We start from the raw sequence: 21,496 nt of genomic DNA, 5'->3' as shown, positions 1-21,496 counted from the left end.
GCTAAGCTTCCGTACTCTTTAGTGAGTACGGAAGCCCGTTCATGACCCAATCCTCTGGCACCTCGTCAAACACGACTATTTCTGATGATAACTGGCTGCGCTTTGTCGATTTAATGCAGCAAGCTTTCGCCAATGGTCACGCATTGCCGTTGATGCAACTCATGATGACACCAGATGAACGCGAAGCATTGGGTACAAGATTGCGTATTATCGAAGAGTTAATGATGGGCGAAATGAGCCAGCGTGAGCTGAAGAACGAGCTTGGCGTGGGCATTGCCACCATTACGCGTGGATCAAACAGCCTGAAAGAGGCGCCACCAGAGCTGAAGCGTTGGCTGGAAGCGCATCTGGGACACCGCTAATTATTGCTGATACAGCGGATGAGTAAACGGGCACAGTGCTAAAATCAATGCCTGATGATAAACACTCGAACGACTCAGCAGGCCATGGGTAAAAGCACCAATCGCGCCGCCTTTATGCTTAATATTTTCTACGCCGGTCAGTCGCGCCATCTCTTCCCCCAGTTCACGTCCTTGTTGCAAACCGGACATCACCACGGGCGGCAGAGTAAAACTGGCCGAACGTGATTCACCGCGCTGTTTTTGATTTTCCACGACTATCCAGGCAAAGGCGTAATTCTCTTCAATTCCCGCTTCAATCGCTACCCAGAAATCGGCCTCCGGTCGGACCTGTCGCGCGTTCATCACGCGCTGACGTGCGCCCGTTCGCGTTTCCAGATGAGTTAATGGCTGTGCCGCCACGCCGCTATCGACCTCGACCCCTTCGATATGGCAGGATCCTTCTCCGAAAACGTCGTTGAACGCTTGTGCAATTGCGCGAATCTTCGCTGGGTTGATGGTGGCTGCGACAACGTGGTACATAATTGGTTGAACCCTTGAGTAATTTAAGGCAATTTTGGTCGCAGTATAACGGAAACTAAGCATGCTACAGGTCTATCTTGTTCGTCACGGTGAAACGGTATGGAATGCGGAGCGACGCATTCAGGGTCAGTCCGACAGTCCGCTGACGGAAAAAGGTGAACAACAGGCCCATCAGGTGGGGGAACGTGTTAAAGACTCAGGCATCACGCATGTCATTTCCAGCGATTTAGGACGTACGCGTCATACTGCGGAAATCATTGCTGATGCCTGCGGTTGTAGGGTGACGCTGGATCCGCGCTTACGCGAACTGAACATGGGCGTGCTGGAAAAGCGTCCACTGGATGGCTTGACGCCAGAAGAAGAAGCCTGGCGCACTACGCTGGTGAACGGTACTGAAGGAGGACGCATTCCTGAGGGCGAATCAATGACGGAAATGGCGGCGCGTATGCATGAGGCGCTGAATGCCTGTCTTGAACTGCCAGCAGGCAGCCGTCCGCTGATAGTCAGTCACGGTATGGCGCTGGGCGTGCTGGTTAGCACCATTCTGGGTTTGCCTGCTCATGCCGAACGTCGTTTACGTTTGCGTAACTGTTCGATTTCACGCATTGATCATCAGCAAAGCGCCTGGCTGGCAAAAGGTTGGGTGGTTGAAACGGCTGGGGATGTCTCTCATCTCGATGCGCCTGCACTCGACGAATTACAGCGCTAATAAAAATGCCGTCGCGAGGACGGCATTTTTGTTTTAGATCGCTGACTGACGGCGAATGGGAATCAGGTATTCACAGCGAATTTCCGAAGGCGGCTCGCTACGCTTTTTCCCACCGTGGGTGAAGAAGCGCTCAATATCCTGGCCCTCACGACGGGTGAGGCCGAGCACTGGCATACAGGTTCCATACAACAGCAGAATAAATTCCTGTAACTCTGCGCGCTGGCCGGTATAGGTGAACTGCACGTAATCACCTGCCTCAAGGATCACACTCTGACCCGAATGCATGTTTATCGCGCTATCGGCGGGTACGGCGGTAGTGTAGAGAATTTCCTGCTCATCATCTTTGTCGTGACTGGCGCGCACCTGATGCAAGCCATACAGCACTGGCGGCACCGTATCGGTTTCCAGCAGGAACTGCTTCCAGAAGTGGGTGCGCATTTCGTCACGGTAGCTGGAAATTTGCTCTAGCGTGCAGGTATAATTTTGCGTTTGTCCCACCAGAACCGTTTCCGGCAGAGTCACGAAAATGGGTTCCGGCTGCTTGTCGTCATAAAGGCGAATCGGCGGACGAATGCCGAATGAATGCCAGTCTGATGAACGGCGATACCATGCGGGCGTTTGATTAAACTGTTTTTTAAAGGCGCGAGTGAAGGTCTGCTGCGAATCGAAGCGATATTGCAGAGCAATATCCAGAATCGGGCGACTGGTCAGACGCAGCGCCACGGCGGCTTTAGATAAACGTCGTGCACGGATATAAGCACCGATCGCGTGACCGGTAACGTCTTTGAACATCCGTTGTAAATGCCACTTAGAATAACCTGCTTTCAGGGCAACATTATCAAGGGAAAGCGGTCGATCCAAATGACTCTCCAGCCAGACAAGCAAATCGCGAATGATACCGGCTTGGTCCATAAAACTTCCTCATACTCTCTGATAGCGCAGATAAACGCAGTCGATAGATAATAGCACTCATTGCTCAAAGAAGTGGGTAGTTACATTGGGGATGATTGTGCTACATCAATGCGATTTAAAACCGTTTTGGTTTGGTCAAATTGACCAACTGACAGTACATTACCTTCCTATCTATTACGTTTGCAATGGTAACTCCATGACAATACCTCGTTTTTTTATCGTCGCCTTCACCGCAATGGCCTTTTCAGCCCCGTTAATGGCCGAGGAAATTGGCTCTGTTGATACGGTTTTCAAGATGTTTGGTCCCGATCATAAAATTGTGGTGGAAGCCTTCGATGATCCGGATGTTAAAAATGTAACCTGTTATATCAGCCGAGCGAAAACCGGCGGTATCAAAGGCGGGTTAGGGCTGGCAGAAGATACGTCGGACGCGGCCATATCGTGTCAGCAAATCGGTCCGGTGGTGCTGAATGATAAGATTGCTCAAGGCAAAGCGCAGGGCGAAGTCGTTTTCCGTCAACGCACCTCGTTAATTTTCAAGAAGCTGCAGGTTGTACGCTTCTTTGATAAAAAGCGCAACGCCCTGGTCTATTTAACGTATTCGGATAAAGTGGTGGAAGGTTCGCCGAAGAATGCACTCAGCGCGGTGCCGATTATGCCGTGGCGTTAAAACCAAGAAAAAACGCCCGACCGGGCGTTTTCTACGGCTTAATCTTCAAGGTCGCCGCAAAAGCGATAACCTTCACCATGAATGGTCGCAATGATCTCTGGCGTATCTGGCGTTGACTCAAAGTGTTTACGGATGCGGCGGATGGTGACATCTACAGTACGATCGTGTGGCTTCAGTTCACGGCCGGTCATTTTTTTCAGCAGGTCGGCACGCGTCTGGATTTTGCCCGGATTTTCACAGAAATGCAGCATGGCGCGGAATTCGCTACGCGGCAGCTTGTATGGTTCGCCGTTTGGGTTAATCAGCGAACGGCTGTTAATGTCCAGCGTCCAGCCATTGAATTTGTAATCTTCTACCTGGCGACGTTCTTCACCAGGCAAAGCCAGATTCATGGTGCGCGACAGCAAATTACGTGCACGAATAGTCAGTTCACGCGGATTAAAGGGCTTAGTGATGTAATCATCGGCACCGATTTCCAGACCAAGGATTTTATCCACTTCATTATCACGACCGGTAAGAAACATCAGCGCGACGTTTGCTTGCTCGCGTAGTTCGCGTGCCAGCAGCAGACCGTTTTTGCCAGGCAGGTTGATGTCCATGATCACCAGATTGACGTCATTTTCGGTCAGAATCTGATGCATTTCAGCACCGTCGGTCGCTTCATACACCACATAACCTTCCGCCTCAAAGATGCTTTTGAGGGTGTTACGCGTGACCAGTTCGTCTTCAACGATAAGAATGTGTGGGGTCTGCATATTTCGCTACCTAAAATTTGCTAACAAATTGAAAACAGGGCGTACAGCGGTTATTCGGCTCTCTTGTAAAGAGCGGTGCGCTGCGCTGAACCATTGTACGAAATTATGTTTTAATAAACTTTATACTAACGTCAACAACAGTGTTAGCTCAGCCAGAAAGGATGAATATTGCATGCCCCAGAAGGGCATCTATCCTAACTGTATTAACCGCAACCTAACAGCACCAACAACAACCAATAAGCATAAAAATAACGCTTCGTTGACTTATATCAAATGCAATTGTAGCACGTTAACACTTTTGTGAAAAACTTCTCGTAGATTGCCTGCTTAGCTCACAAAAAGCAGCATTTTCGCTCCATTCCTCTTGCCAGGCCAGCAAAATAAAAGCCTGGGAGGAGGCTGTTTTACCGCAATGAAATTAAAGATTTTTTTATTGAATATTGTGTTTTAACCAATTTTTCCGCCAGATATTGCGTTACGCCATTTTTTAACGTGTTTTAACATTGTTAACATTATATTTCCTGGCTTTTTATTGATCCATTGAGTGGGCAGAACGCGTGTTATAATGCGCCGCGATTTTAACAAACTGATGGAATAATCATGCGATTCCCCCTGATTCTGGTTTCGCCCGCTCGGGCAGAAAATATTGGTGCTGCCGCGCGTGCGATGAAAACCATGGGTTTTAGCGAGTTGCGAATTGTTGCCAGTGAGGCGTGGCGGGAACCTGCGGCCCGACGCGTGGCGCACGGTGCCGGAGAGATCCTTGATAATCTGCAAACTTTTGACACCCTGGCTGGTGCGCTGGCTGACATTGATTTTTCGGTCGCGACCACTGCACGCAGTCGGGCGAAATTCCGCTATTACGCTACGCCAGCGCAGGTTGAAACGCAGCTACTGGAAAAACGTCAATGGGTAAACAGTATGGCGTTGGTGTTTGGGCGGGAAGACAGCGGTCTGACGAACGAAGAGTTAGATCAGGTCGATCTGCTTACCGGTATTCCCATGGCAAATGATTATCCCTCTCTGAATTTAGGGCAGGCGGTGATGGTGTACTGCTATCAGTTAGCGGCACTGAATCAGGTGGTAGCACCTACGCCACAACTGGCCGATGCACAACAGTTACACGCTTTGCGTCAGCGATTTCAGCATTTACTGGTTCGGCTTCATGTAAGCGGTGATGAAAAGATGGCCGACTGGATCGATCAACGCGTTGGATTATTGGAACAACGCGACAGCGCCATGCTGCATCGTCTGCTGCACGATATAGAAAAAAATCTTATAGATAAATCGTCGGGTAAATCGTAATTTTCCAGCGTCAGATCGCAATAAATGTGCTCATTGCCAACGATCCACACAGCATTTTTTATTCGGAGCGGAACTGTACGCAGTGATTGAAATTTATACAATTGACAAATCCGTTGACTTAACGCGCGCTTTGCTTTACTTCTGGAAGGCAGACGGACAAACAAAGACAGATAAAATAAATCTCAATGCGTAATTTTAGCCTGAACATCACAATTATTACCACCACCATTACCACAGGTAACGGTGCGGGCTGACGCATACAGGAAAAACAGAAAAAAAGCCCGCACCTAAACAGTGCGGGCTTTTTTTTCGGCTCAAATTCAGGAGAATTTATATCATGCGAGTGCTGAAATTCGGCGGAACCTCGGTGGCAAATGCGGAACGTTTTCTTCGCGTAGCCGACATTTTGGAAAGTAACGCGCAGCAGGGACAGGTTGCAACCGTGCTCTCGGCTCCGGCCAAAATCACCAATCATTTGGTGGCGATGATTGAGAAAACCATCAGTGGTCAGGACGCTTTGCCGAACATCAGTGATGCCGAACGTATTTTTGCCGATCTGTTGCGAGGTCTGGCTGATGCACAGCCAGGCTTTGATTACGACCGAATGAAAACCCGCGTGGATGTAGAATTTGCGCAGCTGAAGCAGGTGTTACATGGCATCAGCCTGCTGGGGCAATGTCCAGACAGCGTGAATGCTGCTATGATCTGCCGCGGTGAAAAACTCTCAATTGCTATCATGGAAGCGCTGTTGCAGGCGCGTGGCCATGCGGTCAGCGTTATTGATCCGGTAGAAAAACTCCTCGCCACTGGGCATTACCTCGAATCCACCGTAGATATTGCCGAATCGACCCGTCGTATCGAAGCCAGCAAAATTCCCGCTGAGAATATGATCCTGATGGCCGGTTTTACCGCCGGTAACGAGCGGGGCGAGCTGGTAGTACTGGGCCGTAACGGTTCCGATTATTCAGCTGCGGTATTGGCCGCCTGTTTGCGCGCCGACTGCTGTGAAATCTGGACCGATGTGGATGGGGTATATACCTGTGACCCGCGTCAGGTTCCTGATGCGCGCCTGCTGAAATCCATGTCTTATCAGGAGGCGATGGAGCTTTCCTATTTCGGCGCCAAAGTGCTTCATCCTCGCACTATCGCCCCCATTGCTCAGTTCCAGATCCCTTGCCTGATCAAAAACACGGCTAATCCGCAAGCCCCTGGCACCTTAATCGGCGGCGAAGGCGCTCAGGTCGAGAATCCGGTAAAAGGCATCACCAACCTGAATAACATGGCGATGTTTAACGTCTCTGGCCCAGGCATGAAAGGAATGATTGGCATGGCGGCGCGCGTATTTGCTGCGATGTCACGCACCGGCATTTCGGTGGTCCTGATCACCCAGTCTTCGTCTGAATACAGCATCAGCTTCTGCGTGCCGCAGAACGAGCAGGCACGTGCGCGCCGCGTGCTGGAAGAAGAGTTTTATCTTGAACTGAAAGATGGGCTGCTCGATCCGCTGGACGTGCTCGCAAACCTGGCGGTCATTTCCGTGGTTGGCGATGGTATGCGTACGTTGCGCGGCATCTCCGCGAAATTTTTTTCAGCGCTGGCACGTGCCAACATCAATATCGTGGCCATCGCGCAGGGCTCATCAGAGCGATCCATCTCGGTAGTGGTTAATAACGATGATGTCACCACTGGCGTGCGCGTGGTGCACCAAATGCTGTTTGCCACCGATCAGGTGATCGAAGTGTTTGTGATCGGCGTGGGTGGCGTGGGCGGCGCATTGCTGGATCAGCTGCATCGCCAGCAGGCGTGGCTCAAGCAAAAGCACATTGATTTGCGCGTCTGCGGCATCGCTAATTCACGCGCCTTATTAACTAACGTGCACGGCATCGATTTAAACCACTGGAAAGCCGAACTGAGCGAAGCCAAAGAGCCGTTTAATCTGGGCCGACTGAACCGCCTGGTGAAAGAGTATCACCTGCTGAATCCGGTGATTGTTGACTGTACTTCAAGCCAGGCCGTTGCCGATCAGTACGCCGATTTCCTGGCGGACGGTTTCCACGTGGTGACGCCGAACAAAAAGGCCAATACGTCTTCCTGGAATTACTATCAGCAGATGCGCGCCGCCGCCGCGAAGTCACGTCGTAAATTCCTTTATGACACCAACGTTGGCGCGGGTTTACCGGTCATTGAGAATTTGCAAAATTTGCTCAATGCTGGCGACGAACTCATTAAATTTTCCGGTATTCTTTCGGGTTCGCTTTCCTTTATTTTCGGTAAGCTGGATGAAGGCGTATCGCTGTCGGAAGCGACCAAAATGGCGCGTGAAATGGGCTTTACCGAGCCGGATCCGCGTGACGATCTTTCAGGCACGGATGTGGCGCGTAAATTACTGATACTGGCCCGTGAAGCCGGTTATCAACTGGAGCTGAGTGATATTGAAATCGAGCCGCTGCTGCCTGAAAGCCTGAATGACATTCAAGACGTTGAGCAATTTATGCAGCGCCTGCCAGAGCTGGACAATGCTTTTGCTGCGCGCATAGCAAAAGCCCGCGATGAAGGTAAAGTGTTACGCTTCGTCGGCGCGATTGAAGAGGGCGGAGCCTGTAAGGTGAAAATTGCGGCGGTGGACAGTAATGATCCGCTCTATAAAGTGAAAAATGGCGAAAACGCGCTGGCGTTTTACAGCCGCTATTATCAACCGATTCCGCTGGTGCTGCGCGGGTACGGTGCCGGAAATGATGTCACTGCGGCCGGCGTTTTTGCCGATCTGTTGCGCACCCTGTCATGGAAGTTGGGAGTTTAAAAATGATAAAAATTTATGCACCGGCCTCAATTGGTAACGTTAGCGTCGGCTTTGATGTGCTGGGCGCGGCGGTTTCGCCGGTGGATGGTTCGTTACTGGGGGATTGCGTTTCAGTCGAAGCCGCAGACAGTTTTAGCCTGACCAATGCAGGCAGTTTTGTTAGCAAATTGCCCGCTGATCCGAAAGACAACATTGTTTACCAGTGCTGGCAGCGTTTCTGCGAAGCCATTGGTAAAACCGTGCCGGTCGCCATGACGCTGGAAAAAAATATGCCGATCGGTTCGGGGCTGGGATCAAGCGCCTGTTCGGTTGTCGCGGGTTTGATGGCGATGAACGAATTTTGTGATAAACCGCTCAACGATACTGAACTGCTGTCGCTGATGGGTGAACTGGAAGGGCGTATTTCAGGCAGCGTACACTACGATAACGTCGCGCCATGCTTTCTTGGCGGCATTCAGCTGATGCTGGAAGAGAATGGCGTGATTAGTCAGGAGGTGCCGGGCTTTGACGACTGGCTGTGGGTGATGGCGTATCCCGGCATCAAAGTTTCCACCGCGGAAGCGCGGGCGATTTTGCCTGCGCAATACCGTAAACAAGATTGCATCAAGCATGGCCGCCTGCTGGCGGGGTTCATTCATGCCTGTCATACACGCCAGCCACAGCTGGCCGCTAAACTTATGCAAGATGTGATCGCCGAACCCTACCGTACTAAACTGCTGCCGGGATTTGCCGAAGCGCGTCAGGCCGCGCAGGATATTGGTGCCCTGGCTTGCGGCATTTCCGGTTCTGGTCCAACACTTTTTGCCGTTTGCAATCAAATGGAAACGGCCCAGCGGATGGCCGACTGGCTGAGCCAGCACTATCTGCAAAATGATGAAGGCTTCGTCCATATCTGCCGTCTTGATACGACTGGCGCACGTAAACTGGGATAATGCATGAAACTCTACAATCTTAAGGATCACAACGAGCAGGTCAGCTTCGCCCAGGCGGTGAAACAAGGTCTGGGTTCGCAGCAAGGGCTGTTTTTCCCGCTTGAGCTGCCCGAATTTGAACTGACTGACATTGATGCCATGCTGGAGATGGATTTTGTTAGCCGCAGCAGCAAGATTCTTTCTGCCTATATCGGCGACGAGATCCCCGCTCACTCGCTCGCCGAGCGCGTTAAGGCTGCGTTTACTTTCCCGGCCCCGGTTAAGCAGGTGAGCGATGACGTAGCCTGTCTGGAACTGTTCCACGGCCCGACGCTGGCGTTCAAAGATTTTGGTGGCCGCTTTATGGCACAAATGCTGTCCTTTGTCAGCGGCAGCGATGAGCAGATTACGATTCTGACCGCAACGTCAGGTGATACCGGTGCCGCTGTCGCCCATGCCTTTTACGCCATGGAAAATGTGCGCGTCGTTATCCTCTATCCGCAGGGCAAAATCAGCCCCTTGCAGGAAAAGCTGTTCTGTACGCTGGGTGGCAATATTGAAACCATTGCCATTGACGGTGATTTCGATGCGTGCCAGTCGCTGGTTAAGCAGGCGTTTGACGATGAAGAACTGAAAAAGGCGATTGGCCTGAACTCGGCAAACTCCATCAATATCAGTCGGCTGCTGGCGCAGATTTGTTATTACTTTGAAGCCGTCGCGCAGTTGCCGCAGGAAAAACGTAATCAACTGGTGGTTTCTGTGCCAAGCGGTAACTTTGGCGATTTAACCGCTGGCCTGCTGGCAAAATCACTGGGTCTGCCGATCAAGCGTTTTATCGCAGCAACCAACGCTAACGATACCGTGCCGCGTTTCCTCGGTAATGGTGCGTGGACACCGAATGCGACTGTGGCAACCCTGTCGAATGCGATGGACGTTAGCCAGCCAAATAACTGGCCGCGTGTAGAAGAGTTGTTCCGCCGTAAAGCCTGGCGTTTGGGCGATCTGGCGTACGGCGCAGTATCGGATGACACGACCAAAGCAGCGATGCGTAAGCTGGCGGATATAGGTTACATCTCTGAACCACACGCTGCGATTGCCTGGCGTTTACTGCGCGATCAGCTTCAGGAGGGCGAATATGGCTTGTTCCTGGGAACCGCGCATCCGGCGAAATTTATCGAAAGCGTGGAAGCCATTCTGGATCAGAAGCTGGAATTACCGGCTGAATTAGCCGAGCGCGCCAGCTTACCGTTACTGTCACATAATATGAAAGCGGACTTTGCCCCGCTTCGCGCTTTCTTGCTGAAAGCATAAGCAGCGCGAACAAGGGACGGTCCCCGTCCCTTTTATCAGGCCTGTTCGGCTCGCTTAAATACCCACTCGTCATGGCTGCTACTGGCCGCATCAAACGCATAACCCTCGGCATCAAACGCCCGCAGCTGTTCCGGCTTTTGCAACTGGTTCTGAATCACATAGCGACTCATTAATCCGCGGGCTTTTTTGGCATAGAAACTGATGACTTTGAACTTGCCGTTTTTCTCATCTAAAAATACCGGCTTAATCAGTCGCGCCTGTAACTTCTGCGGCCTCAGCGCTTTGAAGTATTCATCCGAGGCCAGGTTGATCAGCACATCATCGCCTTGATCGGCCAGGGCTTCATTAATTTTATCTGTCAGCAACTCACCCCAGAAACTGTACAGATCTTTGCCTGCCGGGTTGGCCAGTTTGATCCCCATTTCCAGACGATAAGGCTGCATTAAATCCAGTGGACGCAGCAAGCCATACAGGCCAGACAACATTCGCAGATGCTGCTGCGCAAAATCGAAATCTTTATCGCTGAACGTTTCTGCCTGCAAGCCGGTATAAACATCGCCTTTAAATGCCAGAATCGCCTGACGCGCATTGTCCGGCGTGAATTCAGCCTGCCAGCTGTTAAAACGATCGGCGTTAAGGTGCGCCAGTTTGTCGCTGATATGCATTAGCGAAGCGACTTGCGCCGGGGAGAGATCGCGTGCCACCTCAATCAGCTGTTGTGACTTTTCTAACAATGCCGGTTGGGTATATCGCGGGGTTGCCAGTGGGCTTTCATAGTCCAGTGTCTTGGCGGGAGAAATCACCATCAACATATTCGCCTCCTCATATAATCCTCGTTTTTACAGGGTGTTGGCCGGTTATTTGGCCTCGCAGTGTAGCAAAAAAGCCGCAAAGATCGACAAATTACACCTATTCGTCAGCGCTATCGTAAACGGCATTTCCTAACCTTGCGCCGCCGTTGCCGCGTGATATTATCGCCACAGCCTTTTTTCACCCTGACAGTTAACTAAGAGAAAAGAACATGACGGACAAACTTACTTCCTTGCGTCAATTAACCACCGTAGTTGCAGACACCAGTGATATTGCAGCCATGAAGCTGTACCAGCCGCAAGACGCGACCACCAACCCTTCTCTGATCCTCAACGCCGCACAAATCCCGGAATACCGCAAACTGATCGATGAAGCGATTGGCTGGGCGCGTGAGCAGAGCAACAGCAAAGAAGAGCAGCTACAGCTGGTTTCTGACAAGCTGGCCGTCAACATTGGGCTGGAAATCCTCAAACTGATCCCAGGCCGTATCTCAACAGAAGTGGATGCACGTCTTTCTTACGACACTGAAGGCAGCATCGCGAAAGCGCGCAGCCTGATCAAATTGTATAACGATGCGGGTATCAGCAACGACCGTATTCTGATCAAACTGGCGTCTACCTGGCAGGGTATTCGTGCGGCGGAGCAGCTGGAAAAAGAAGGCATTAACTGTAACCTGACGCTGCTGTTCTCTTTCGCGCAGGCGCGTGCATGTGCAGAAGCGGGCGTGTTTCTGATTTCTCCCTTCGTGGGCCGTATCCTTGACTGGTACAAAGCCAATACCGACAAAAAAGAGTACGCGGCACACAATGATCCCGGCGTCGTTTCCGTGTCTGAAATCTATAATTATTACAAGCAACACGGTTATGAAACCGTTGTCATGGGCGCCAGCTTCCGTAACGTTGGCGAAATCATTGAGCTGGCGGGCTGCGATCGTCTGACTATCTCGCCAGCATTGCTGAAAGAACTGGCTGAAAGCGAAGGTACGCTTGAGCGCAAACTGAGCTACAGCGGCGAAGTGAAAGCGCGTCCAGCGAAAATGACCGAATCTGAATTCCTGTGGCAGCATAATCAGGACCCTATGGCGGTGGCAAAACTGGCGGAAGGTATCCGTAACTTTGCGGTTGACCAGGGCAAACTTGAGAAGATGCTGGCAGAACTGCTGTAATCGTGGGCCGTGACGGCAGTTGTCGTCACGGTTTTTTCTTTTCCGTCACTTTCGCTTTGTATTATCCTCTCGCTATTCCCCTTCTGTTTCACCGCTACGCGGTAAATCACAGCGAATTAAATAAATGAATATATTACGTATTGGGTTGATCTCCGTTTCCGATCGCGCCGCTAACGGCATTTATCAGGATCAGGGCATTCCGGCACTGGAAAGCTGGCTAAGCAGCGCCATTAGCACACCGTTTGAGGTTGAAACGCGTCTGGTCCCGGATGAACAGCCAATGATCGAACAGGCAATCTGCGAACTGGTGGATGAGCGTTTTTGCCATCTGGTATTCACGACGGGTGGCACGGGGCCAGCGCGCCGTGATGTCACGCCCGATGCGACATTAGCCGTTGCCGATCGTGAGATGCCTGGCTTTGGCGAACAAATGCGTCAAATCAGCCTGCAATTTGTGCCAACGGCAATTCTATCGCGTCAGGTGGGAGTGATTCGTAAGCAGTCGCTGATTCTGAATCTTCCCGGCCAACCCAAATCGATTAAAGAGACGCTGGAAGGGCTTAAAGATGAACAGGGGAAAGTAAAAGTCGCAGGTATTTTCGCTTCTGTACCTTATTGTTTACAGTTGCTGGAAGGGCCGTATATTGAAACCCATACGCAAGTCGTAGCAGCTTTTCGCCCAAAAAGCGCGATGCGTGAGATAAATAACTGAATATTCCCTTTTTCAGGCATAAGCTACAGCCTGGCTGATGTAGTAAAAAATTGACGGTATAGTAATGCAAAATTTACAACCGCTTTTCTTTTGCCTCTGGAATGTTATGGAATCGAACCCTACTCAGCGCCTGGACCACCAGGATTATAAAACGCTTGCCCTTGCCGCCCTTGGCGGTGCGCTGGAGTTCTACGACTTCATTATCTTTGTCTTTTTCGCTGCGGTTATTGGCGACCTGTTTTTCCCGCCAGATATGCCGGAGTGGCTGCGCCAGTTGCAGACGTTTGCTATCTTTGCGGCAGGCTATCTGGCGCGCCCGCTAGGCGGTATCGTAATGGCGCACTTTGGTGACAAAGTTGGCCGCAAAAAGATGTTCAGCCTGAGTATTCTACTGATGGCGTTACCAACGCTGGCGATGGGTGCCTTACCGGGGTATCACGCTATTGGCATTGCCGCGCCGTTGCTAATGTTGCTGATGCGCATATTGCAAGGTGCGGCCATTGGCGGTGAGGTACCGGGCGCCTGGGTGTTTGTTGCGGAGCATGTGCCACAAAAATGCGTCGGTTTCGCCTGCGGCACACTGACTGCGGGGCTGACCGCCGGAATTTTACTGGGTTCGCTGGTGGCGACCGTGATTAACAGCACGATGTCGCCGAGCGCGATTGCGGCAAGCGGCTGGCGCATTCCGTTTTTTCTTGGTGGTCTCTTTGGCCTGGTCGCGATGTATCTCCGCCGCTGGCTGCATGAAACCCCCGTCTTTCAGCAGCTGCAGCAGCAAAAAGCGCTGGCAGAAACGTTGCCGCTGAAAACCGTGCTGACAAGCCATAAACGCAGCGTTGTCGTGTCGATGCTGCTGACCTGGCTGCTGTCAGCCTGCATTGTGGTGGTGATTTTGATGGCACCGACATTAATGCAAAAACAGCACGCTGTTTCAGCCGCGCTGAGCTTGCAGGCCAACAGTCTGGCGACGGTGATGCTGCTGGCCGGTTGCGTCATTACCGGTTGGTTAGTGGATCGTTTTGGCGCGGCACGCGTATTAATGGCTGGCTCAGTATTGCTGGCGCTGTGTAGCTGGAATTTTTTCCATCAACTCGACAATGGACCGCAGGCGCTGTTTGTCAGTTATGGCCTGGCAGGACTGAGCGTTGGCGTGGTGCCATTTGTGATGGTCAGCGCTTTTCCGGCTGCGGTGCGCTTTACCGGCATCTCCTTCTCTTATAACGTTGCCTATGCCATTTTTGGCGGTCTGACGCCGATTTTCGTCACGCTCATTTTGCGTTTGACACCGCTGGCACCAGCCTGGTAATTAATCGGGTTACTGACTGGGCTGTATCTGCATAGCCAGCAAAAGCACGCCAGGACCGTCAGGGAAGTTAGCGTCTGACTTTTTTGCCATAAACAGACTTTTTGCAAAATTTTTTTCATTTAACCCTTGATGCGCTTCGAAGCGGCCCCATTTACTTGTCATCGAGTGTTGTGGACGGTGGAAAAAAGCAGGTGGTGATGGTTGAAAGCAAACAACCCGCCCGCATAACAGGTTCACAACCCAAACTGGCAAAGAATTTTAGTGGGAGACGTTTAGATGGGTAAGATTATTGGTATTGACCTGGGCACAACCAACTCTTGTGTTGCGATCATGGATGGCACCAAAGCTCGCGTGCTGGAAAACGCTGAAGGCGATCGCACCACGCCTTCGATTATTGCTTACACCCAGGATGGCGAAACGCTGGTTGGTCAGCCAGCTAAACGTCAGGCAGTGACTAACCCGCAGAACACTTTGTTCGCGATTAAGCGCCTGATTGGCCGTCGTTTCCAGGATGAAGAAGTACAGCGTGATATTAAAATCATGCCGTATAAAATCACCAATGCGGATAACGGCGATGCATGGCTGGAAGTAAAAGGCCAGAAAATGGCACCTCCACAGATTTCTGCGGAAGTGCTGAAAAAAATGAAAAAAACCGCAGAAGATTATCTCGGTGAGCCAGTGACTGAAGCGGTAATTACCGTTCCCGCTTACTTCAACGACGCACAGCGTCAGGCTACCAAAGATGCAGGCCGCATCGCCGGTCTGGAAGTAAAACGTATCATTAACGAACCAACCGCCGCTGCGCTGGCATATGGTCTGGACAAAGGTCAGGGTAACCGCACCATCGCGGTATACGATCTGGGTGGTGGTACGTTTGATATTTCCATCATCGAAATCGATGAAGTGGATGGCGAAAAAACGTTTGAAGTTCTGGCAACTAATGGTGACACCCACCTTGGTGGTGAAGACTTCGACAGCCGCCTGATTAACTATCTGGTTGCTGAGTTTAAGAAAGACCAGGGCATTGATCTGCACAACGATCCGCTGGCCATGCAGCGTCTGAAAGAAGCGGCAGAGAAAGCGAAAATCGAGCTTTCTTCAGCGCAACAGACTGACGTTAACCTGCCCTATATCACTGCAGATGCGACTGGTCCTAAGCACCTGAACATCAAAGTTACTCGCGCTAAGCTGGAGTCGCTGGTTGAAGATCTGGTTACCCGTTCGATTGAGCCGCTGAAAGTGGCGCTGCAGGACGCTGGTTTATCGGTTTCAGACATCAACGACGTGATTCTGGTGGGCGGTCAGACCCGTATGCCACTGGTTCAGGCTAAAGTAACTGAATTCTTCGGCAAAGAGCCACGTAAAGACGTGAACCCGGATGAAGCGGTTGCTGTTGGTGCTGCGGTGCAGGGCGGTGTACTGGGTGGCGACGTGAAAGACGTGCTGCTGCTGGACGTGACGCCGCTGTCGCTGGGTATCGAAACCATGGGGGGTGTGATGACGTCGCTGATTGGCAAGAACACCACGATCCCAACCAAACACAGCCAGGTGTTCTCAACTGCTGAGGACAATCAGAATGCCGTAACTATTCACGTGCTGCAGGGTGAACGTAAACGCTCTAACGATAACAAATCGCTGGGCCAGTTTAACCTGGATGGCATTCAGCCAGCGCCACGTGGTATGCCACAGATCGAAGTGACCTTCGATATTGATGCTGACGGTATTTTGCATGTATCTGCGAAAGACAAAAACAGCGGTAAAGAACAGAAAATCACCATCAAAGCCTCTTCTGGTCTGAATGAAGAAGAGATCGCAAAAATGGTGCGTGAGGCGGAAGCTAACGCTGAGTCTGACCGTAAGTTCGAAGAGCTGGTGCAAACGCGTAACCAGGGCGATCAGATTGCCCACAGCACGCGTAAGCAGCTGGAAGAAGCTGGCGACAAACTGTCTGCTGACGACAAAGCACCAATCGAAGCGGCACTGGCTGCTCTGGAAACGTCACTGAAGGGCGAAGATAAAGCCGACATCGAAGCCAAAATGCAGGCATTGATGGAAGTCTCCAGCAAACTGATGGAAGCAGCACAGCAATCTCAGGCGGGTGCTGCCGATGCAGGCGACGCGTCAGCGAAACAAGAAGATGACGTGGTTGACGCTGAATTCGAAGAAGTAAAAGACAACAAGAAATAATTGCCCCTGACCGGGCGCGGCGGTTGGCCTGACAGCCGTTGAAACCAGCACGGGCGTAGGAGATCTCTCCACGCCCGTGCGATCATGTTAAGGGCTAGATAAATGGCGAAGAGTGATTACTACGAGATTTTAGGCGTCGCCAAATCCGCAGACGAGCGTGAAATCAAAAAGGCGTACAAGCGCCTGGCAATGAAATTTCACCCGGACCGTAATCCTGGGGATAAAGAAGCTGAAGCCAAATTTAAAGAGATCAAGGAAGCCTACGAAATTCTGACCGATGCGCAGAAGCGTGCGGCTTACGATCAATATGGCCACGCAGCATTTGAGCAAGGCGGCATGGGCGGCGGCGGATTCGGTGGCGGCGGCGCAGATTTCAGCGATATCTTTGGCGACGTATTTGGCGACATCTTTGGTGGTGGACGCCGTCAGCGCGCATCCCGTGGCGCTGATTTACGCTACAACATGGAACTGACGCTGGAAGAAGCGGTACGCGGCGTGACCAAAGAGATCCGCATTCCGACGCTGGAAGAGTGTGAAGTGTGCCACGGTAGCGGCGCGAAGGCCGGAACCAAGCCGCAAACGTGTTCCACCTGTCACGGTGCGGGCCAGGTACAGATGCGTCAGGGCTTCTTCACCGTTCAGCAAGCGTGTCCAACCTGTCATGGACGAGGCTCGGTAATTAAAGATCCGTGCAATGCCTGTCATGGTCATGGACGCGTCGAGAAATCGAAAACCTTGTCGGTGAAAATTCCTGCAGGCGTTGATACAGGCGATCGTATCCGTTTAAGTGGTGAAGGTGAAGCGGGTGAGCATGGCGCACCAGCAGGCGATCTGTACGTTCAGGTATCGGTGAAGAAACACCCGATCTTTGAGCGTGAAGATAACAATCTTTACTGCGAAGTGCCGATCAACTTTGCGATGGCTGCGTTAGGCGGCGAGATCGAAGTGCCGACGCTGGATGGTCGTGTGAAGCTAAAAGTGCCGTCTGAAACCCAAACCGGCAAGCTGTTCCGTATGCGTGGCAAAGGGGTGAAATCGGTACGCGGCGGCGCTGTCGGCGATCTGCTTTGTCGCGTCGTGGTGGAAACCCCGGTCAGCCTCAATGAGAAACAGAAATCGCTGTTGCGTGAACTGGAAGAGAGCTTCGGTGGCCCAACCGGTGAGCACAACAGTCCACGCTCGAAAAGCTTCTTTGAAGGCGTGAAGAAGTTTTTTGACGACTTAACCCGATAAGCGTCTAAAGTTTCCAAAACCAGCGCCCAGTCGCTGGTTTTTTTATACGTCCTTTAAATGCTCGGTATTTGCGAGTAATTATTCATAAATAACCTGCTTTTAACGAACTGTTATAGTGATTATCCTAGCCTCTTTGTTTTTCCCCTGGAAAAGGACAATTGCTTATGAACAGCCGATTAAAAAAGCTCCTCAATAGCGATGCGACAGGCGGCGTAGTATTGATCGTCGCGGCGGCGCTAGCGATGTTTCTGGCGAATAACAGCAGCACACAACAGGGCTATCTTCATTTCCTGACCATTCCGGTTGAGTTCCGTTTTGGCGACCTGGACATTAGCAAAAATTTATTGCTATGGATCAACGATGCATTGATGGCGCTGTTTTTCCTGATGATAGGGCTGGAAGTTAAGCGCGAGTTAGTGATGGGCGCGCTGGCAAAGCGTGAACAGGCGATCTTCCCTCTGATTGCTGCGGTGGGGGGAATGTTACTGCCGGGGCTGATTTTCCTGCTTTTTAATGGTGCAGATGCAGCGACCCGCAACGGCTGGGCCATTCCAACTGCGACTGATATTGCTTTTGCCCTTGGTATTCTGGCGTTATTAGGCAGCCGCGTGCCGCCTGCACTGAAAATCTTCTTAATGGCGTTAGCGATCATTGACGATCTGGGTGCAATAGTGATTATTGCCCTGTTTTATACCTCCGATCTTTCTCTTGTCTCATTGAGCGTTGCTGCTGTGGCCATTGGCGTATTGGTGGTGATGAACCTGCTGAACGTGCGCAATACTTCACTGTATTTGATAGTTGGCATGGTTCTGTGGACCGCAGTGTTGAAATCCGGTGTGCACGCTACGCTGGCTGGCGTAGTCGTTGGCTTCCTGATCCCGTTGGCGAAAAAAGAGGGCCACTCTCCCGCCATTCACCTTGAACATGCGCTACATCCGTGGGTTCGCTGGCTGATCCTGCCGCTATTTGCTTTTGTTAATGCCGGCGTATCACTGGACGGTATTTCGTTCGACAGCCTGTTCTCCTTATTACCGCTGGGTATCATGGCAGGATTGCTAATCGGTAAACCGCTGGGTATCACATTATTTTGCTGGCTGGCGGTAAAAATGGGCTTGGCTAAGCTGCCTGAGAACACTGATTTCAGGGACATAGCCGCTGTGGGCGTGCTATGCGGTATTGGTTTCACCATGTCGATTTTTATCGGTTCGCTGGCGTATGGTGACAGCAGTGCGGAGCTCATTACCTTAGCCAAACTGGGCATTTTGATTGGCTCAGTTTGCTCTGCTGTATTGGGCTATCTGATTTTGCGGCGTCGTCTGGCAAAACACGCAGCGTAAGCGGTTGAGAAAATAGGTATGCCACACATCAATTACAACCATCTTTATTACTTCTGGCATGTTTGCCGTGAAGGGTCGATTGTCGGTGCGGCGGAAGCCTTATTCCTGACGCCGCAAACCATTACCGGGCAGATCAAAGCGCTTGAAGAGCGCCTGCAGGGCAAGCTATTCCAGCGTCGGGGCAGGGGAGTCGTACCCACAGAATTAGGGCAGCTGGTTTTCCGCTATGCCGACCGTATGTTTATGCTCAGTCAGGAAATGCTTGATATTGTTAACTATCGCAAAGAATCGCATTTGCTGTTTGATGTCGGTGTAGCGGATGCGCTATCTAAGCAGCTGGTGAGTAAAGTGCTGGAAGCGGCGGTGATCTCCGATGAGAAAATTCATTTGCGCTGTTTTGAATCTACCCACGAAATGCTACTGGAACAGCTTAGTCAGCATAAGCTGGATATGATTGTATCGGACTGCTCCATTGATTCCACCCAGCAGGAAGGTCTGTTTTCGGTGAAGCTGGGTGAATGTCCGGTGAGCTTTTGGTGCGCACAACCGCCGCCTGAATTGCCGTTCCCGGCGAGTCTGGAAACGCGGCGATTACTAATTCCGGGGCGTCGCTCAATGTTGGGCCGTAAAATTCTTGACTGGATTAACAGCCAGGGATTACAGGTGGAAATTTTGGGTGAGTTTGATGATGCGGCTTTAATGAAAGCATTTGGTGCGCAGCAGAAGGCGATTTTCGTCGCCCCAGGTTTATACAGGCAAGATCTTTATCAAAGCGCTGAAATCTGTGAAATTGGCCGGCTGGATACAGTGCTGGAGGAGTACCATGTCATTTTTGCCGAACGCATGATCCAGCATCCGGCGGTACAGCGTATTTGCCAACGTGACTTTAGCGAACTGTTCGCTTCACAAACAACAGACGAAAAAAAACCGGCTTAGCGCCGGTTCTTTCAACAAAGCGATTAACAACCCGCGATTAAGCCAGTTTGCTGATCTGTGCAGCTAAGTTTGCTTTATAACGTGCAGCTTTGTTTTTGTGGATCAGACCTTTAGCAGCCTGACGGTCCACGATTGGTTGCATTTCGTTGAATGCGTTCTGCGCAGCAGCTTTGTCGCCTGAAGCGATCGCCGCGTATACTTTCTTAACGAAGGTACGCATCATAGAGCGGCGGCTAGCGTTATGCTTACGGCGTTTCTCAGATGTTACGGCGCGTTTCTTAGCTGATTTGATATTAGCCAAGGTCCAACTCCCAAATGTGTTCTGTATAGACAAATCAAAGGCCGAGGACTATGCCTTTTGAACCTTCTTTTGTCAATGGATTTGTGCAAATAAGCGGCGCTATAGGAACGACGCTCGGTTACGTATTTGATGGCGCAAGATTCTACCAGCTTCCCCCTACTGAATACAGTATTTCGCGACAAAATTCTTCTGTCCCGCTTCAGCGGCAGTAAATGACCGTCATAAAGCAGAAAGGCGTGCTGACGGGTTAACCTTCGCGGCTTTCAAGGGTATAATCCGCCGATTTCCATCGCGTTGAGTCAGCCATGAAGTTTATCCGCGGTATTCATAATCTTAACGAGCAGCATCGTGGCTGCGTACTGACCATTGGTAATTTTGATGGCGTGCACCGCGGTCACCAGGCGCTGATGTCCCAGCTGCGCGAAGAGGGACGCAAACGTCATTTGCCGGTAATGGTCATGCTGTTTGAGCCGCAGCCGCTTGAGCTGTTTGCTGGCGAGAAAGCGCCTGCCCGTTTGACGCGCCTGCGTGAGAAGCTTAAATACCTGGCTGAAGCGGGCATTGATGAGGTGTTGTGCGTACGCTTCGATCGCCGTTTTGCGGCGTTATCAGCACAAAATTTTATTGCTGAACTGCTGGTCAAAAAACTCAATGTGAAGTTCCTGGCCGTCGGCGATGATTTCCGCTTTGGCGCTGGTCGTTTGGGCGATTTCCTGTTATTACAGAAAGCCGGTGCTGAGTACGGCTTTGATGTGGTCAGCACTCAAACCTTTTGTGACGGCGGCAAGCGTATTAGCAGCACAGCCGTGCGTCAGGCGCTGGCCAATGATGATTTTGCGCTGGCACAGTTGCTGTTAGGCCACCCTTTCAGTATTTCAGGCCGCGTAGTGCACGGCGATGAATTGGGACGCACCCTCGGTTTCCCCACCGCGAACCTTCCTTTACGCCGCGCTGTTTCGCCGGTGAAAGGGGTTTTTGCGGTTGAGGTACATGGCTTGACGCCACAGCCGCTGCCAGGCGTAGCAAATATTGGCACGCGTCCAACGGTAAAAGGTTTACGCCAGCAGCTTGAAGTTCACCTGCTTGACATCAATATGAATCTATATGGTCAGCATATTAACGTGGTGCTGAAGCAGAAATTACGAAACGAGCAGCGCTTTGCCTCACTGGAGGCGTTGAAAGAACAAATAGCGAAAGATGTGGTGACAGCCCGACAGTTCTTTGGGCTTTAACCCGAGCGAAAAACGGAATCGAG

22 protein-coding genes and 1 other annotated feature are annotated in these 21,496 nt (G+C 51.4%); of the genes, 16 read left to right on the top strand and 6 right to left on the bottom strand.

Annotation, left to right across the window (positions count from 1 at the left end):
• Positions 1 to 41: 41 nt before the first annotated feature.
• The gene (trpR, locus tag H2P46_RS03820; protein ID WP_193403867.1) at positions 42 to 362 is read left to right on the top strand and encodes a trp operon repressor; all 321 of its coding nucleotides are present in this window, start codon (positions 42 to 44) and stop codon (positions 360 to 362) included.
• On the opposite strand, the gene yjjX is transcribed toward trpR, so the two are convergent.
• Complete coding sequence (gene yjjX / locus H2P46_RS03815) at positions 363 to 881, bottom strand: inosine/xanthosine triphosphatase (RefSeq protein ID WP_193403866.1); 519 nt, start codon at positions 879 to 881, stop codon at positions 363 to 365.
• A gap of 61 nt (positions 882 to 942) precedes the next feature.
• Here yjjX and gpmB point away from each other — a divergent pair, with 61 nt between their 5' ends.
• Complete coding sequence (gpmB, locus tag H2P46_RS03810; protein ID WP_193403865.1) at positions 943 to 1,590, top strand: 2,3-diphosphoglycerate-dependent phosphoglycerate mutase GpmB; 648 nt, start codon at positions 943 to 945, stop codon at positions 1,588 to 1,590.
• Positions 1,591 to 1,623: 33 nt separating this feature from the next.
• On the opposite strand, the gene robA is transcribed toward gpmB, so the two are convergent.
• Complete coding sequence (robA, locus tag H2P46_RS03805) at positions 1,624 to 2,502, bottom strand: MDR efflux pump AcrAB transcriptional activator RobA (RefSeq protein WP_193403864.1); 879 nt, start codon at positions 2,500 to 2,502, stop codon at positions 1,624 to 1,626.
• Between the two features lie 196 nt (positions 2,503 to 2,698).
• Between robA and creA the strand changes: the two genes are divergently transcribed.
• Positions 2,699 to 3,172, top strand: a complete 474-nt coding sequence (gene creA, locus H2P46_RS03800; protein ID WP_193403948.1) for a protein CreA — start codon at positions 2,699 to 2,701, stop codon at positions 3,170 to 3,172.
• Between the two features lie 38 nt (positions 3,173 to 3,210).
• Here the strand turns inward: creA and arcA are convergent, their stop codons facing one another.
• On the bottom strand, positions 3,211 to 3,927 hold the full coding sequence (arcA, locus tag H2P46_RS03795) for a two-component system response regulator ArcA (RefSeq protein WP_193403863.1): 717 nt from the start codon (positions 3,925 to 3,927) through the stop codon (positions 3,211 to 3,213).
• Between the two features lie 600 nt (positions 3,928 to 4,527).
• Between arcA and H2P46_RS03790 the strand changes: the two genes are divergently transcribed.
• The 5 genes from H2P46_RS03790 (at position 4,528) to thrC (ending at position 10,254) form a co-directional block, all read left to right on the top strand.
• Positions 4,528 to 5,232, top strand: coding sequence for a tRNA/rRNA methyltransferase (locus H2P46_RS03790; RefSeq protein WP_193403862.1), 705 nt, complete (start codon positions 4,528 to 4,530; stop codon positions 5,230 to 5,232).
• A 185-nt stretch (positions 5,233 to 5,417) separates the two neighbouring features.
• On the top strand, positions 5,418 to 5,486 hold the full coding sequence (gene thrL / locus H2P46_RS23380; RefSeq protein ID WP_193403947.1) for a thr operon leader peptide: 69 nt from the start codon (positions 5,418 to 5,420) through the stop codon (positions 5,484 to 5,486).
• Positions 5,425 to 5,543: a sequence feature (Thr leader region), on the top strand. Its footprint overlaps the gene before it by 62 nt.
• A gap of 26 nt (positions 5,544 to 5,569) precedes the next feature.
• Positions 5,570 to 8,032 carry a bifunctional aspartate kinase/homoserine dehydrogenase I gene (thrA, locus tag H2P46_RS03780; RefSeq protein WP_193403861.1) on the top strand — a complete coding sequence of 821 codons (2,463 nt, stop codon included), beginning with the start codon at positions 5,570 to 5,572 and terminating at the stop codon, positions 8,030 to 8,032.
• 2 nt (positions 8,033 to 8,034) lie between these two features.
• Entirely contained in the window at positions 8,035 to 8,964 is a 930-nt protein-coding gene (gene thrB, locus H2P46_RS03775; RefSeq protein WP_193403946.1) for a homoserine kinase, read from the top strand.
• A gap of 3 nt (positions 8,965 to 8,967) precedes the next feature.
• Entirely contained in the window at positions 8,968 to 10,254 is a 1,287-nt protein-coding gene (gene thrC / locus H2P46_RS03770) for a threonine synthase (RefSeq protein WP_193403860.1), read from the top strand.
• A 35-nt stretch (positions 10,255 to 10,289) separates the two neighbouring features.
• On the opposite strand, the gene yaaA is transcribed toward thrC, so the two are convergent.
• A complete protein-coding gene (yaaA, locus tag H2P46_RS03765; protein ID WP_193403859.1) occupies positions 10,290 to 11,066 on the bottom strand; it encodes a peroxide stress protein YaaA in 777 nt (258 codons plus the stop codon).
• Between the two features lie 209 nt (positions 11,067 to 11,275).
• Here yaaA and tal point away from each other — a divergent pair, with 209 nt between their 5' ends.
• From tal to H2P46_RS03750, 3 genes are all read left to right on the top strand, one after another.
• A complete protein-coding gene (tal, locus tag H2P46_RS03760) occupies positions 11,276 to 12,229 on the top strand; it encodes a transaldolase (protein ID WP_193403858.1) in 954 nt (317 codons plus the stop codon).
• A 124-nt stretch (positions 12,230 to 12,353) separates the two neighbouring features.
• Positions 12,354 to 12,941: a molybdopterin adenylyltransferase gene (gene mog, locus H2P46_RS03755; RefSeq protein ID WP_193403857.1), complete on the top strand. Its 588-nt coding sequence runs from the start codon at positions 12,354 to 12,356 to the stop codon at positions 12,939 to 12,941.
• A gap of 106 nt (positions 12,942 to 13,047) precedes the next feature.
• A complete protein-coding gene (locus H2P46_RS03750) occupies positions 13,048 to 14,247 on the top strand; it encodes an MFS transporter (protein ID WP_193403856.1) in 1,200 nt (399 codons plus the stop codon).
• A gap of 9 nt (positions 14,248 to 14,256) precedes the next feature.
• Here H2P46_RS03750 and H2P46_RS03745 read toward each other — a convergent pair whose 3' ends face one another.
• On the bottom strand, positions 14,257 to 14,409 hold the full coding sequence (locus H2P46_RS03745) for a hypothetical protein (protein ID WP_193403855.1): 153 nt from the start codon (positions 14,407 to 14,409) through the stop codon (positions 14,257 to 14,259).
• Positions 14,410 to 14,523: 114 nt separating this feature from the next.
• Between H2P46_RS03745 and dnaK the strand changes: the two genes are divergently transcribed.
• The 4 genes from dnaK (at position 14,524) to nhaR (ending at position 19,940) form a co-directional block, all read left to right on the top strand.
• Positions 14,524 to 16,434, top strand: a complete 1,911-nt coding sequence (gene dnaK, locus H2P46_RS03740; protein WP_193403854.1) for a molecular chaperone DnaK — start codon at positions 14,524 to 14,526, stop codon at positions 16,432 to 16,434.
• A 102-nt stretch (positions 16,435 to 16,536) separates the two neighbouring features.
• Complete coding sequence (gene dnaJ / locus H2P46_RS03735) at positions 16,537 to 17,667, top strand: molecular chaperone DnaJ (RefSeq protein ID WP_193403853.1); 1,131 nt, start codon at positions 16,537 to 16,539, stop codon at positions 17,665 to 17,667.
• 164 nt (positions 17,668 to 17,831) lie between these two features.
• Entirely contained in the window at positions 17,832 to 19,004 is a 1,173-nt protein-coding gene (gene nhaA, locus H2P46_RS03730) for a Na+/H+ antiporter NhaA (RefSeq protein ID WP_193403852.1), read from the top strand.
• An 18-nt stretch (positions 19,005 to 19,022) separates the two neighbouring features.
• Positions 19,023 to 19,940 carry a transcriptional activator NhaR gene (gene nhaR / locus H2P46_RS03725; RefSeq protein ID WP_193403851.1) on the top strand — a complete coding sequence of 306 codons (918 nt, stop codon included), beginning with the start codon at positions 19,023 to 19,025 and terminating at the stop codon, positions 19,938 to 19,940.
• A 37-nt stretch (positions 19,941 to 19,977) separates the two neighbouring features.
• Here the strand turns inward: nhaR and rpsT are convergent, their stop codons facing one another.
• Positions 19,978 to 20,241 carry a 30S ribosomal protein S20 gene (gene rpsT, locus H2P46_RS03720; protein WP_193403850.1) on the bottom strand — a complete coding sequence of 88 codons (264 nt, stop codon included), beginning with the start codon at positions 20,239 to 20,241 and terminating at the stop codon, positions 19,978 to 19,980.
• Between the two features lie 305 nt (positions 20,242 to 20,546).
• On the opposite strand from rpsT, the gene ribF reads away from it, so the two are divergent.
• Positions 20,547 to 21,473 carry a bifunctional riboflavin kinase/FAD synthetase gene (gene ribF, locus H2P46_RS03715; RefSeq protein WP_193403849.1) on the top strand — a complete coding sequence of 309 codons (927 nt, stop codon included), beginning with the start codon at positions 20,547 to 20,549 and terminating at the stop codon, positions 21,471 to 21,473.
• Positions 21,474 to 21,496: the final 23 nt, after the last annotated feature.

Origin of the sequence: Mixta mediterraneensis (assembly GCF_014946725.1) — a bacterium.
Lineage (GTDB): Bacteria > Pseudomonadota > Gammaproteobacteria > Enterobacterales > Enterobacteriaceae > Pantoea > Pantoea mediterraneensis.
The sequence above is the reverse complement of the archived record's forward strand: the minus strand, read 5'-3'. Positions and strand labels throughout refer to the sequence as shown.